We start from the raw sequence: 14,111 nt of genomic DNA, 5'->3' as shown, positions 1-14,111 counted from the left end.
TTCAGGCTTTATGAATAAGGAGGTATCTCTTTATGGAATCCCAAGGTACTGTAGAAACGATTAACAGACATAAGCAGCTTGGACTTAGTGACGGCCAGGTCATCGATATGTACAGATATATGTCGCTCGCTCGTAAATACGATGAGCGCAGTCTGCTGCTTCAGCGCGCTGGCAAGATCAACTTTCATGTCTCCGGCATAGGCCAGGAGGCGGGTCAGGTGGCGGCGGCGTTCGCGCTGGACCGGCAAAATGATTATTTTTTACCGTATTACCGCGATTATGCTTTCGTGCTCTCAGTGGGTATGACTACACGCGAACTTATGTTGTCCGTATTCGCAAAGGCAGAAGACCCAAACAGTGGTGGGCGGCAAATGCCAGGTCACTTTGGCAGCAAACGTCTGCGTATTGTGACAGGGTCAAGCCCTGTAACCACGCAGGTCCCTCATGCGGTTGGCTTTGCTCTGGCGGCCAAAATGCAGAAGAAGAAATTCGTCTCATTTGTAACCTTCGGTGAAGGTTCCAGCAATCAGGGGGATTTTCATGAAGCTTGTAACTTTGCCGGAGTGAATAAGCTGCCGGTTATTATCATGTGCCAGAACAATCAGTACGCAATCTCTGTTCCTGTTCATAAACAGTTAGGCGGCAAGGTTAGCGACCGTGCGCTGGGTTATGGATTTCCTGGTGTGCGTGTAGACGGAAACGATCCGCTTGAGGTTTATCGTGTCGTTAAGGAAGCGCGGGAAAGAGCCCTCGCGGGTGAAGGTCCTACGCTGATTGAAGCGATGATGTACCGTTTGTCTCCACACTCCACCTCAGATAATGATCTGGCTTACCGGACCAAAGAAGAGGTTGATGAGAACTGGAAGAAGGACGGCGTAGCAGGATTCCGTAATTACTTGATCGGTCTGGGATTGTGGAGTGACGAGCAAGAACAAGATCTTGCTGCTGAATGCAATCTTGAGCTTAAAGCGGCTATCGAATATGCCGATAATGCTCCGTTCCCGAAACCGGAAGACACACTGCTGCATGTATACAGTGATTCCGACCTCAAAGGAGGGGCATAAACCATGGCTATAATGGAATATATCGATGCCATCAGGCTCGCGATGAAGGAAGAAATGGAGCGCGATGATTCCGTGTTCGTGCTTGGTGAGGACGTTGGTCTCAAAGGCGGCGTATTTACCACAACTAAAGGTCTACAGGAACAGTTTGGCGAAGAGCGGGTTATGGATACACCCCTCGCTGAATCAGCGATTGCTGGTGTAGCCGTCGGAGCAGCTATGTACGGAATGAAACCAATTGCTGAAATGCAATACTCCGACTTTATGCTTCCAGCGACGAATCAAATCATTAGTGAAGCGGCTAAAATCCGTTATCGTTCAAATAACGATTGGAGTTGCCCGGTTGTCATTCGTGCCCCTATTGGCGGCGGGGTGTTCGGCGGTTTGTATCATTCACAGTGTCCAGAATCGATTTTCTTTGGTACACCTGGATTGAAGATTGTAGCGCCTTACTCCGCTTATGATGCTAAAGGTTTGTTGAAGGCAGCCGTACGTGATCCTGATCCGGTTCTTTTCTTTGAGAACAAAAAGTGTTACAAGCTGATCAAGGAAGAAGTGCCGGAAGGGGATTACACCGTTCCAATTGGCGAAGCTAATCTGTTGCGTGAGGGAACGGATATTACGGTGATTGGCTACAGTCTTCCGCTGCATTTTGCTATGCAGGCTGCGGAAGAATTGGAACGCGAGGAAGGAATTACAGCACATATTCTTGATCTGCGTACCTTGCAACCGCTGGATCGTGATGCGATTATTGCTGCTGCCCGTCAGACCGGTAAGGTATTGATTGTGCATGAAGATAATAAAACAGGCGGAATTGGCGGCGAAGTGGCGGCCATTATCGCTGAGCATTGTCTGTTCGAGCTGGATGCACCGATCTTCCGTCTCTGTGGTCCCGATGTTCCGGCGATGCCAATCAGCCCGCCAATGGAGAAGTTCTTCATGCTTAGCAAAGAAAAAGTGAAGGCGGAAATGCTTCGACTGGCGCAATATTAAAATAGCTGAGTGAATGCGAAGCTTCGTAAAACTCAGGTGATGCTTACGAAGCTTCGTAAAACTTTAAGAATATGCTTACGAAGCAAGTTTTACTATGTAGTCTTTCTAAGAGTCAATGCTTCGTAAAACTTTTAAGGAGTGAAAAGATGTCTGACAACCAAAAGTTGACTGACGTGATCATGCCGCAGCTGGCGGAATCGCTAGTATCGGCGACGATCGGCAAATGGCTGAAGAAACCGGGCGATCCGGTAGAGCAATACGAACCAATATGTGAGCTTATTACAGATAAAGTAAATGCTGAATTACCTTCAACGATCGATGGAGTTATGGGTGAACTATTAGCGGAAGAAGGCCAGGTTGTCAATGTCGGCGAAGTCATTTGTCGTATAGCCGTGCCTGTGGCTGCCTCTGCTGCTGCTCCAAGTACGAATCAGACGACAATTGCATCGAATGCTTCTAATGATGTTGCAGGGCAGAAGTCCACTGCAAATGCTGGCGATTCGATGCGTGCTCGTTATTCTCCTGCAGTACAGACACTGGCTGCTGAGCATAACATTGATCTATCGTTGGTTACTGGTACAGGTATGGGTGGCAGAATTACCCGTAAAGATGTGCTGACCTTCTTAGAAAAAGGTGGAGCTACATCCGCAGCTTCAACTCCTGCTAGTCAGCCTGCCCCGTCTGTATCACAACCACCAGCTCCACAGTTTGTTCAAACCGAAGTGAAGAAAGCGGAAGAGCCTCTTCGCCATTCCGGGCTACATTTGAGCGAATCTCCGCGTATTCCAACGATAGAGGTTGAGGGTGGACGAGGAAGCAGTTCGGAATATCTGATTGATGTAACACCAATCCGAAACACAATTGCTACAAGAATGCGCCAGAGTGTCTCGGAGATTCCACATGCTTGGACGATGATTGAGGTGGACGTGACTAATCTGGTAGCGCTGCGCAATAAACATAAGGAAGAATTCAAGCGCAAGGAAGGCATCAATCTAACCTATCTGGCTTTCATGATGAAGGCTGTTGTGAGTGCGATTAAGGATTACCCGATTATGAACTCTGTCTGGGCTGTAGACAAAATTATTGTCAAACGTGATATCAATATCTCGTTAGCGGTAGGTACAGAAGATTCGGTTATCACTCCTGTGATTAAGAAGGCTGATCAGAAAAATGTCGCTGGGTTGGCTCGTGAGATTGATGAATTGGCACAAAAAACACGCGAAGGCAAACTTAGTCTGGAAGATTTGCAGGGAGGGACTTTCACTGTAAATAATACAGGCTCGTTTGGCTCCATTCTTTCTTATCCAATCATTAACTATCCACAAGCAGCGATTCTGACCTTTGAATCGATTGTGAAAAAGCCTGTGGTCATCAATGATATGATTGCTGTTCGCTCAATGGCTAATATTTGTCTGTCCCTGGATCACCGGATTCTGGACGGAGTCATTTGTGGCCGTTTCTTGCAACGCGTCAAGGATAATATAGAAGGATATACACCGGACACTAAGCTCTATTAATGAATAACTAGCCAAACTGTGCAGGCAGGAGACTGGAAAAGGGGACCTGACGGTATGAAAAATACGGATTTTCGTAAGCTGCAGATTTCATATGACCCCATTATGGAGTATGGGACGGCCTGGGAGCTGCAAAAAGAAAGTGTGCATGCCATTGATTCTGGCGAGCAGCCGGAGCGACTTATTCTTTTGCAGCATCCGCCTACCTATACTATCGGTTCACAAAATCATCCTGAACATCTTCTCTTGGATCAAGAGCAGCTCGAAGAAAAAGGAATCGCGCTGTTTGAAATCGATCGCGGAGGAGATATTACATATCACGGACCAGGTCAGCTTGTAGGTTATCCGATCCTTAAGCTCGGAGAGGATGGCAAAGTGGATTTGCATGGGTACTTGCGCAGTCTGGAGGCTGTTATTATTGATTATTTGGCATCCTACGGAATTGTCGGAGATCGTAAACCGGAGTATACCGGAGTCTGGGTTGGCGATGAGAAGATCTGTGCTATTGGTGTGAAGTTTAATAAGAGTAAATTTCGAAGAGGTTTTATTACCAGTCATGGTTTTGCTTTTAACATTTCTGAGGGGATTGCGGCGCGCGGGTTTCAAGGGATTATTCCATGCGGGATCACCGATTTTGGAATAACTTCTCTAGAGGAATGTGCAGGTCGTCGATTTGAGCTTCAAGAGGTGGCTAGAGAGCTGGTCCCATATTTCTTGAAACATTTTCCATATGAAGAGCTGATGGATACTTTCTGTGATATGGCAAAGGCTGATTAAGAACAAACGTGCAGGCCAAATAGCGGCAAGGTGTTCCTAGCCGCTATTATTAATGCTTCCTGAGCAATGTTTAACCTGCAAGGAACGGCTCGATAACCATAAATAGCGTAGAGGCAATCATGGCAAACAACATGACGTAGATGAAGATCTTGAACCATTTATTACGTTGCATGGGTAACTCCTTTAGATTTAGTTTAAGTTATTAACATGAAGATGGTAATGCCGTACAACCATTGTACCGTATTCACGAAAGAGAGGGAAGTCCAGTGATTTCACAAGACCGATTGATTCAGGAGTTTATGGAACTTGTCCAAGTTGATAGCGAAACAAGAAATGAACGGCAGATTGCCGATGTCCTTAAGAGTAAGTTTAACGCACTGGGTTTAGAAGTGCTCGAAGACGATTCCCAGGAAAGAACCGGACATGGAGCAGGTAATCTATTCATTACCTGGCCAGCTGAGAATGGAGGAGCTGCTCCAAAGCTTCTGTTCACTTGCCATATGGATACGGTTGTTCCCGGACAAAATATCAAGCCTACACTTGGTTCAGATGGATGGATTACAAGTGATGGCACTACGATTCTTGGAGCCGATGACAAAGCAGGGCTTGCTGCGTTGTTCGAAGCCATTCGTGTTATCCAAGAGCAAAAGCTTCCGCATGGTCAGATTCAATTCGTGATTACAGCGGGTGAAGAATCTGGATTGCTGGGCGCACGTTCGATGGATCCAAGTAACTTGGATGCTGACTTCGGCTTTGCACTTGATTCCAATGGTGAAGTTGGAGCGATTGCGGTGGCAGCACCGACACAGGCTAAAATCACGATGCAAATCTTTGGGAAATCGGCTCATGCTGGCGTGAACCCTGAGGACGGCATCAGCGCAATTCAAGTCGCTAGCAAAGCGATTGCAGCCATGAAGCTGGGTCGTATTGATAATGAAACCACAGCGAATATTGGAAAGTTCGCTGGCGGCGGCCCAACGAATGTAGTGTGTGATCACGTTCAGTTGGATGCAGAAGCACGCAGTATTGTGCAGGAGAAGGTTGGCGATCAAATCGCTTCGATGCGCGAAGCGCTCGAGACAACTGTGCGGGAATACGGCGCAGAATGCGAATTCCGCAGTGAAATCATCTACCCTGCTTTTAGCTTTAATGAGCATGATGCAGTAGTGCAGCTTGCACAGCGGGCCATTACTTCTATGGGGCTTACTCCACGTCTGTTCCACTCTGGCGGAGGTAGTGACGCTAATGTATTCAACGGTCTAGATGTTCCGACTGTTAACCTTGCAGTGGGTTATGAACATATCCATACTACCAAGGAACGGATTAAAGCCGAAGATATCGTTAAAGTGGCTGAACTCGTTGTGAATATTGTAAAAGAGAGCGCAAAGGGCTAATCGCCTTATAAAACAGCAGAGCAGCGATCTTACCGTAACGGAGGATTGCTGCTCTGCATTTTTTTATGGGGAGTTTAGTGTAGCAATATCAAGGTAAATCCAAAAAAAGTCATGCGACCTCTAACGCCGCTTTTGGCGAGTCTCGAAGTAGAAATTTTCGGAATGCTCCGATGAAGTCTTCATGCCAGTAGCTACACTGGGGTCCATAGGCATATCGATGTACAGAGAGCGATAGTGCCAAGTCACCACCCTCTCTTGAGGCTAAAGGACCCAGATGACGCTATAAGCAAAATTATCGCCATTTGAGCAGAATTTCGGACACCAGTGCAGCTATTCCTTAGGAAGAGGAGCATATAGTGTGTTTTTCATGCTGATAGCGGCAATGGAGTCCGATAGCATCGCAAAAGTGCGAGAAAGGTGTGTTTAAGGGCAGCTGTGTCCGATAGCGTCAAGTCCGCCCCCTCTCTTGAGGCTAAAGGACCCAGATGACGCTATAAGCAATATTATCGCCATTTGAGCAGAGTTTCGGACACCAGCGCAGCTAATCCTTATAAAGAGGAGTATATAGTGTGTTTTTTGTGCTGATAGCTGCACTGGGGTCCGACAGCATAGCAAAAGTGGGGAAAACGTGTGTTTAAGGTCAACTGAGTCCGATAGCGCGAGTCACATCACATAGTGCCGAGACACATCACACAGCAACGAGTCACATTCGATAGCACAGAGACACATCACACAGCACAGAGACACAACAGATAGCGTCAAGTCCGCCCCCTCTCTTGAGGCTAAAGGACCCAGATGACGCTATAAGCAAAATTATCGCCATTTGAGCAGAGTTTCGGACACCAGCGCAGCTATTCCTTAAGAAGAGGTGCACATAGTGTGTTTTTCATGCTGATAGCGTCACTGGGGTCCGACAGCATAGCAAAAGTGGGGAAAACGTGTGTTTAAGGTCAACTGAGTCCGATAGCGTACAAAGATAGGCGCAATAGCGATCTAATCAAACAAGTTGTGCTAGATATCAACATCGTAAGCGCGATAGTCGCTTAATCAAACAACTTGTGCCCAATACCAGCATCGTAAGCACAAAAGTCCCTCTAATCGGGGAGGACGCAAAAAGACTGGGGTGCCCCAGCAGCCATTTCATGGCTTTTGAGACACCCCTATAGTTGTGTGAACATGTATGGCTAAGTCCCAAAGGAGAGGATGAATTCATCCTGCCTTGGACGGAAGGATTGTAGATTGATCGTGCAGGGAAAGAATGTATGCCAGGGGCATATCGCGCCCATACTGCTGGATCCATCCAGCCAAGATGGCCTTTATTTCCTCCGGCTTACCTACCATCATAACTGCGGATGAGCTTGTACGGCTGAAGATTTCGTTCATCTGAAATTCCTTCTTTCCCTTTAAGTTTGCTATAATACACCGTATGCACAATAGAGAAAAAGGAGACCAGAAACTTTATGGGAGAACAACATTTGCACAGCAAACCCGAGCTTGATGAAGTGACATTGTCTACACAGCCTGTTTTTGATGGGAAGATTATATCTTTGCAGGTGGACACAGTGAGACTGCCTGATGGAAATACTGCGACACGTGAAGTTGTGAAGCATCCCGGCGCTGTAGCGGTGCTTGCTTTAAACAACAACAAAATGCTTGTTGTAGAGCAATACCGTCAGCCCATGCAACGCACTGAGGTAGAAATTCCGGCTGGGAAGCTGGATAAAGGTGAAGATCCATTAGTTGCGGCTGGTCGTGAACTTCAGGAAGAGACTGGATTTCACAGTGGAGATCTGAAATTGCTTAAATCCTTCTATACTTCTCCCGGCTTCGCCGATGAGATTATTCATTTGTATGTGACTACTAACGCTCAACCAGGGGACATGTCACTGGACGAGGACGAATTCCTAGAGGTTTCGGAGCTTACCTTGGAGGAAGCGTATCAATATATGGCTGACGGGCGCATCGCGGATGCAAAAACGATGATGGCAGTGTACGCTTGGCATCTATACACGCTGACAGGCCAATGGAATTAACAACTGAACTGAAGAGTTTCTATTGCGATTTGCATGTTCATATTGGACGAACGTCGGAAGGTCAGGCTGTCAAAATTAGCGGCAGCCGCGAGCTTACCTTTGCGGGCATTGCCAAAGAAGCTGCAGAGCGCAAGGGACTAGAAATGATCGGTATTATAGACAGTCATTCACCTGGCGTACTGCGGGATATTCAGCGCTCTTTGGAATCTGGAGAGATGACGTTAGCTGAAGGTGGAGGGATTGCTTACCGAGGGACTACGATCATTCTGGGGACAGAGATTGAAATCCGCGAGCCTGGGCGAAAAGAGTGCCATGTGCTCGCTTACATGCCGGACGTGGAACGCATGACCGACTTTAGTGCGTGGATGAGCCGCTATATGCGGAATGTGAATCTAAGTTCCCAGCGCCTGTATGCTCCGGCTAGGGAGCTTCAGGATGAGATTTACGGGCGGGGAGGCATTCTTATCCCTGCACATATTTTCACGCCTCACAAGGGCTTGTATGGCTGTGCAGCCGAGCGTATGGCGGACATCTTTGATCTGGACCGCATAGCTGCGGTTGAACTTGGGCTGAGTGCAGATTCCGAAATGGCTGGATATCTCTCTGAACTGGATGATTTCACGTTTCTAACCAACTCAGATGCGCATTCACTGGGTAAGTTAGGGCGTGAGTATAATGTGATGGAGCTGGCACAGCCTTCGTTCGCTGAACTGCGGCTTGCACTGGAACATAAAGATGGGCGGAAGGTAAGTGCTAATTTCGGACTTAATCCGCGGCTTGGCAAATACCACCGGAGCTATTGCGGGGGCTGCGGCAGTATTATTGATGAGGCTTATGTCAACGCGGATCGTTGCCAATATTGCGGCAGTCTTAAGCTGGTTAGAGGTGTCTTCGACCGGATCCTAGATATTGCTGACCGCAAGACGCCGTTAGTGCCTGCTGACCGTCCACCCTATCATTATCAGGTTCCGCTTGAATTTATCCCGGGGTTAGGGAAGGCGAAGATGAACGCGTTACTGCAAGCATTTGGAACTGAGATGAACATTTTACATGGTTGTGGTGAAGCGGAAATTGCCAGCGTTGTAGGTGCGGATCTGGCGTCGATGATCGTCCAGGCCCGCTCTGGCATTTTGGAGCTATCAGCAGGCGGTGGCGGGACGTACGGTAAAGTGGTACAGCCCAGAAAGTAGAGTCATTACCTAAAGGACAAGTCATATCGCGGGACGTTTTCTCATATGGTGTAACATGTAACCGGAAAGGGGAACGTCCCAAATGCGTAATTTACGGCTGATGATGAAGGAACAGACGCCTCTGTATATTTTTGTCGGCGTATTATTTCTGGTAGGTGTTGTATTTGGAGCTCTTATCGTTAGTGCGCTTACGATGGATCAGCAGCAGGAGCTGGGGGATTATCTGGGGAATTTCTTTGTTACGGTTGATCAGCAAGGTCTGCCAGCCGCACCTGATTCGTACTGGAGTATAGCAGCCTTGAATCTGAAATGGATCGGACTGATCTGGATTCTTGGGTTGTCGGTCATTGGGCTGCCGGGAATTTTGATTCTTGATTTTTTAAAAGGGGTACTGATCGGTTTTACGGTTGGCTGTTTGGTCAGTCAATATTCTTGGCATGGGATGTTGTTCGCGTTAGTTTCTGTGGCTCCACATAATCTGGTGCTGATCCCTGTGCTGCTGGTTAGCAGTGCAGCTGCGATAGCTTTTTCCTTGCAGATGATCCGCAGCCGGGTGATGGGACAACGCCGGACGCCAGTGACTCGTCCTTTTACCATGTACACTATATTGTCATTTGTGATGGCGCTTTTGATCCTGGGTATTTCATGTTTTGAGACCTGGGTTACACCAACCATGATGCGTTGGGTCACGCCTTCACTTGTACAAGCGGTGACGACCTTGACTGTGCAGTAAAAGCGTTTGACTTCTGAAAGCGACACCCCCTATAATGGAAGAAGTGGTTTGAAGACCGGTGCGGTAATTATCCAAGGGGGAGGGAGACAGGTGGAAGCACGGATAGACAAGATTAAGCAACAGTTACAATCCCAAGGATACAAGCTTACACCCCAACGGGAAGCGACCTTAAGAGTGCTGCTGGAGAATGAGGAAGATCATCTTAGCGCGGAAGACGTATTTATGCTCGTGAAGGAGAAAGCTCCCGAGATCGGTCTTGCGACTGTGTATCGTACCCTCGAACTTCTCAGTGAGCTACATGTCGTAGAAAAGATCAATTTCGGCGACGGTGTAGCCCGGTATGATTTGCGAACAGATACTGCGAAGCATCATCATCATCACTTAATTTGTGTGCAATGCGGCAGTATGGATGAGATTCGCGAGGATTGGCTCGGTCCGCTGGAAGAGCGACTGGAGAAAGAGTTTAATTTCACAGTGCTTGATCATAGACTTGATTTCCATGGGATTTGCTACCGCTGTACTGATAAGAACAATACAGACGGAAATCCATCCTAAGTTATCTTATATTAAGAATTAACTTCACAAGTCCTCCCCGGTTCCTATACCGGAGGGGGCTTTTTAAATGATTAGTCTATTAGAGCCATACATATCAGCCTTTTTTGGAGCATAAAATGAAGGACGAGCAGAATTCATTTATATGTAATAGGAGGCGTCCTTATGATTGTTTCTGTGTCCAAAACAGTGCGCAAGCTGTATTTTATGATCATGTTTGTGGCTCTAAGCTATTTACTCTACTATGCTATGAGCTGGCTAGGGGAATGGCTTAGTCCGATAGAGAACTATGGAATTCCTGAAGGCACTGCTGTTCGGGCATTTGATCACGCCGAGGTTGGTGATGATGGTCTGGATGCAAGGCAGCGCTTACGTTTCTATTACTGGTTCGGAGAATGAAAGCTCCGCAGGAAGCAGGAACAAGCGAGAAGAATGTCGAAGAAAGCTAGGGTGGATTTATGCAGAGTAAGAGTTGTGTACACATCTGCTGAAGCCTCATGCTGAATGTGCTGCAGGAAGACACTAAGAGTAGCTGCGCCAGGACAGGAGCGTGAAATAATGAAGTCACACTTGCAGCCTTTTTTACATTATTTGTCCGGAGATAAAGGCTTGTCCCCGAATACACTGGAATCTTACGGTAGGGATGTATCGCAGTTTCTAGAGTTTGCTGAAGAGCGGGGGGCTGAACAGCCTGAAGAAATCCGAAGAGCTCATGTGATGTTATATCTTGGCTCCTTACGCGGAGCGGGAAGAGCCACTGCAACGCTCAACAGAAACGCGGTGTCCCTGCGGGCCTTTTTTCATTATTTGTTGAAGGAACGTTTAATTGAGCAGGATCCAACACTGGACATGGAAACCATGAAGCCTGATAAGAAGCCACCTATGGTGCTTGCGGTTTCGGAGGTTGAGCGGCTGCTGGCTGCTCCAGATGTGAGTACAGCACAAGGGATGCGCGATAAGGCAATGCTGGAATTGCTCTACGCAACGGGAATAAAGGTTTCTGAATTGATTTCTCTTAACGTAGACGATGTGCATACGGACATGAAGTTTGCGCGCTGTACAGGGACTTCGGGCAAGGAACGAGTGGTTCCCATTGGAACCATTGCTGCTGAGAGTGTAGCAGCTTACACTTCTCTTATGCGGGACAAGCTGCTTCGTGGTCATCAGGAGGAGCCGGCCATGTTCCTGAATAGCCTGGGTGGGCGATTAACCCGCCAGGGGTTCTGGAAAATCATAAAAAAATACGCACGGGAAGCAAACATTGAGCAGGATATTACACCGCATACGCTTAGGCATTCCTTCGCCGCCCATTTACTGGAAGGTGGAGCAGATTTGCGTTCCGTACAACAAATGCTGGGTCATGCTGATATTTCGACGACTCAGATTTATAACGGTATCGCCCGTAAGAATATGAAGGAAGTATATGAGAGCCATCATCCCAGAGCGCGCTGATCATGCTTCAAAGATGCTTTTTGTGAGTAAGATAGTTATGATGGAATCATACTTATAGGATAGACTGGGGAATGGGTAATTTTCCACAGGTTATCCTTTGGCAGAAACGGATACCTGACAGGCGATACATTGTATCGCTAGCTACGGAAGCATCTGACTTCCGGGAGAAGGTACAGCCGTTTCTTCTTGTTGGTGCAAACGAATGAACTAACGATCTATATTAAAAAAGGAGTGAAGACAATATGTCCTTATTTAAACGAATTGGTTTTATTGTTCTGGATAGTGTAGGTATCGGAGAAGCTCCAGATGCTGCGAATTTTGGTGATGCGGGTTCACATACGCTTGGTCATATTTTGAACCGTGTTCCCGGATTGAAACTCCCTAACCTACAGCAGTTAGGATTAGCTAATATTGCTCCGCTGCCGCCGCTTGAACCTGTAGCTTCACCAACAGGATATTATGGCAAGATGCAGGAAGTATCTGTAGGTAAGGATACGATGACCGGGCACTGGGAGCTGATGGGGCTGAAAATAGAGGTTCCATTTAATACGTATCCGGACGGATTTCCGGCAGAATTGATTGAAAAATTCGAAGCAGCAACTGGCCGGAAAGTGATCGGTAATAAACCAGCTTCCGGTACGGAAATTCTAGTTGAATATGGCGAAGAGCAAATGAAGACCGGAGCTTGGATTGTGTACACCTCTGCGGACAGTGTATTCCAGCTTGCGGCACATGAAGATATCATTCCACTGGAAGAGCTATACAGCGCGTGTAAAATCGCCCGTGAGCTAACTATGGCTCCTGAATTCTCCGTAGGGCGCGTTATTGCTCGTCCTTATGTTGGCGAACCAGGAAAGTTCGTACGGACCTCAAATCGCCATGATTATGCCGTGAAACCACCGGAACCAACGGTAATGAACGCGCTGGCTGATATCGGAAAAGATGTTATCGCGGTAGGAAAGATCAACGATATTTTCACAGGTGAAGGGGTTACAGCTTCTTACCCTACGAAGAGCAATGAACATGGTATCGAAGTCACCATTGAGCAACTTCGCCAACCGTTCAATGGCTTGCTGTTCACGAATCTGGTGGATTTTGACTCTTTATATGGACACCGTCGCGATCCGGAAGGATATGGTCATGCACTGGAAGTATTCGATCAGGCGCTGCCTGAAATTCTATCCACGCTTGGTGAAGATGACCTGTTGATTATTTCAGCAGATCATGGGAATGATCCAATCCATAGCGGAACAGATCATACTCGTGAATATGTGCCACTGCTTATTTACAGCCCACGCCTTAAGCATCCAGATAGCTTAGGTATTCGTGAGACCTTCTCGGATGTTGCCGCAACCATTGCTGATAATTTCGGTGCGAAGGCGCCGCAGTATGGGACAAGCTTTTTAGCGAAACTGCAATAAAAGGATGTGGGTTGCGCCACAACATTCATTAAGGAGGATCATCCATAGCATGTTAACTCAAAAAGAAATTCAAGAAGCAGCCATTTATATAAAAGACAAATGTCCGGTGGCTCCGGAAATTGGATTGATCCTTGGTTCAGGACTCGGTGTGCTGGCAGACCTGATCACCGATGGAATCAGCATTCCATATGATGAGATTCCTCACTTCCCTGTGTCCACTGTAGAAGGGCATGAGGGAGAACTGCTGATCGGTATGATTGAAGGACGCCGTGTCGTGATGATGAAGGGCCGCTTTCATATGTATGAAGGATATGGACCGGAGGTAACGGCATTCCCTGTTCGGGTTATGAAAGAACTTGGTATAGCCAGCCTATTAGTAACTAATGCTGCTGGTGGAGTGAACACAGATTTCACGCCGGGCGATCTTATGCTCCTTACGGATCATCTGAATATGACGGGTCGGAACCCGTTAATAGGACCTAATGATCCTGCACTGGGCGTGCGCTTCCCGGATATGTCAACCGCTTATAGTCGCCGCCTAATCAAGGTAGCGAAGGAAACGGCAGCGCAGCAGAATTTCGAATTCAAAGAAGGCGTATATGCAGGTCTGCTGGGACCTTGCTACGAAACACCTGCTGAAATCGTAATGCTTCGTCATCTAGGGGCTGACGCTGTGGGCATGTCTACTGTGTCGGAAACCATTGTTGCCCGTCATGCAGGTATCGAGGTATTGGGTATCTCCTGTATTACTAACATGGCTGCGGGAATTCTGGATCAACCTCTCAACCATGAAGAGGTTATGGAAACTGCAGACCGTGTGCGTGAGCGTTTCCTGAAGCTGGTGTTGGGCTTTATTCCGAAAATGTAATTTCGGGTACTGCATTTTGAATTTTTGGGAGGTCCAATCTATGACACAAGTGAATGAACTTGAGCCATTGACGTTTGAACAGATAATGAAGGTAACTAATTTGACTAGACCAAAATTTATCGG

15 protein-coding genes are annotated in these 14,111 nt (G+C 47.3%); 13 read left to right on the top strand and 2 right to left on the bottom strand.

Translation table 11 applies throughout. The features are described from left to right. The first annotated feature begins 32 nt into the window (after positions 1 to 32). From PODO_RS20705 to lipB, 4 genes are all read left to right on the top strand, one after another. Complete coding sequence (locus PODO_RS20705; RefSeq protein ID WP_036676031.1) at positions 33 to 1,064, top strand: thiamine pyrophosphate-dependent dehydrogenase E1 component subunit alpha; 1,032 nt, start codon at positions 33 to 35, stop codon at positions 1,062 to 1,064. 3 nt (positions 1,065 to 1,067) lie between these two features. Then, a complete protein-coding gene (locus tag PODO_RS20700) occupies positions 1,068 to 2,054 on the top strand; it encodes an alpha-ketoacid dehydrogenase subunit beta (protein WP_038572483.1) in 987 nt (328 codons plus the stop codon). Between the two features lie 146 nt (positions 2,055 to 2,200). Then, complete coding sequence (locus PODO_RS20695; RefSeq protein WP_036676042.1) at positions 2,201 to 3,571, top strand: dihydrolipoamide acetyltransferase family protein; 1,371 nt, start codon at positions 2,201 to 2,203, stop codon at positions 3,569 to 3,571. A gap of 54 nt (positions 3,572 to 3,625) precedes the next feature. Then, positions 3,626 to 4,345, top strand: coding sequence for a lipoyl(octanoyl) transferase LipB (lipB, locus tag PODO_RS20690; protein WP_036676046.1), 720 nt, complete (start codon positions 3,626 to 3,628; stop codon positions 4,343 to 4,345). A 70-nt stretch (positions 4,346 to 4,415) separates the two neighbouring features. Here the strand turns inward: lipB and prli42 are convergent, their stop codons facing one another. Then, the gene (gene prli42, locus PODO_RS31220) at positions 4,416 to 4,517 is read right to left on the bottom strand and encodes a stressosome-associated protein Prli42 (protein ID WP_094872112.1); all 102 of its coding nucleotides are present in this window, start codon (positions 4,515 to 4,517) and stop codon (positions 4,416 to 4,418) included. Positions 4,518 to 4,611: 94 nt separating this feature from the next. On the opposite strand from prli42, the gene PODO_RS20685 reads away from it, so the two are divergent. After that, entirely contained in the window at positions 4,612 to 5,739 is a 1,128-nt protein-coding gene (locus PODO_RS20685) for a tripeptidase T (protein ID WP_036676047.1), read from the top strand. A 1,209-nt stretch (positions 5,740 to 6,948) separates the two neighbouring features. Here the strand turns inward: PODO_RS20685 and PODO_RS31215 are convergent. Continuing rightward, complete coding sequence (locus PODO_RS31215; RefSeq protein ID WP_155288161.1) at positions 6,949 to 7,122, bottom strand: hypothetical protein; 174 nt, start codon at positions 7,120 to 7,122, stop codon at positions 6,949 to 6,951. Between the two features lie 77 nt (positions 7,123 to 7,199). Between PODO_RS31215 and PODO_RS20680 the strand changes: the two genes are divergently transcribed. From PODO_RS20680 to PODO_RS20645, 8 genes are all read left to right on the top strand, one after another. Further along, positions 7,200 to 7,772, top strand: coding sequence for an NUDIX hydrolase (locus PODO_RS20680; RefSeq protein ID WP_036676048.1), 573 nt, complete (start codon positions 7,200 to 7,202; stop codon positions 7,770 to 7,772). Continuing rightward, positions 7,763 to 8,962: an endonuclease Q family protein gene (locus PODO_RS20675; RefSeq protein ID WP_038572481.1), complete on the top strand. Its 1,200-nt coding sequence runs from the start codon at positions 7,763 to 7,765 to the stop codon at positions 8,960 to 8,962. Before PODO_RS20680 ends, PODO_RS20675 begins: the two co-directional genes overlap by 10 nt. 82 nt (positions 8,963 to 9,044) lie before the next feature. Further along, positions 9,045 to 9,695 carry a stage II sporulation protein M gene (spoIIM, locus tag PODO_RS20670; RefSeq protein WP_036676050.1) on the top strand — a complete coding sequence of 217 codons (651 nt, stop codon included), beginning with the start codon at positions 9,045 to 9,047 and terminating at the stop codon, positions 9,693 to 9,695. 90 nt (positions 9,696 to 9,785) lie between these two features. Next, positions 9,786 to 10,250 carry a ferric iron uptake transcriptional regulator gene (gene fur / locus PODO_RS20665; RefSeq protein ID WP_036676051.1) on the top strand — a complete coding sequence of 155 codons (465 nt, stop codon included), beginning with the start codon at positions 9,786 to 9,788 and terminating at the stop codon, positions 10,248 to 10,250. Between the two features lie 162 nt (positions 10,251 to 10,412). Beyond that, the gene (locus tag PODO_RS20660) at positions 10,413 to 10,646 is read left to right on the top strand and encodes a DUF4227 family protein (RefSeq protein ID WP_038572479.1); all 234 of its coding nucleotides are present in this window, start codon (positions 10,413 to 10,415) and stop codon (positions 10,644 to 10,646) included. A 159-nt stretch (positions 10,647 to 10,805) separates the two neighbouring features. Beyond that, positions 10,806 to 11,699: a site-specific tyrosine recombinase XerD gene (xerD, locus tag PODO_RS20655; protein WP_038572477.1), complete on the top strand. Its 894-nt coding sequence runs from the start codon at positions 10,806 to 10,808 to the stop codon at positions 11,697 to 11,699. 242 nt (positions 11,700 to 11,941) lie between these two features. Then, positions 11,942 to 13,120, top strand: coding sequence for a phosphopentomutase (deoB, locus tag PODO_RS20650; protein ID WP_038572475.1), 1,179 nt, complete (start codon positions 11,942 to 11,944; stop codon positions 13,118 to 13,120). A 49-nt stretch (positions 13,121 to 13,169) separates the two neighbouring features. Then, a complete protein-coding gene (locus tag PODO_RS20645) occupies positions 13,170 to 13,988 on the top strand; it encodes a purine-nucleoside phosphorylase (protein WP_036676055.1) in 819 nt (272 codons plus the stop codon). Positions 13,989 to 14,111 lie beyond the last annotated feature (123 nt).

It is taken from the genome of Paenibacillus odorifer, assembly GCF_000758725.1.
In the GTDB taxonomy this organism is placed as follows: domain Bacteria; phylum Bacillota; class Bacilli; order Paenibacillales; family Paenibacillaceae; genus Paenibacillus_AQ; species Paenibacillus_AQ odorifer.
Note: the sequence above shows the minus strand (reverse complement) of the source record. Positions and strands in the feature narration are given on the sequence as shown.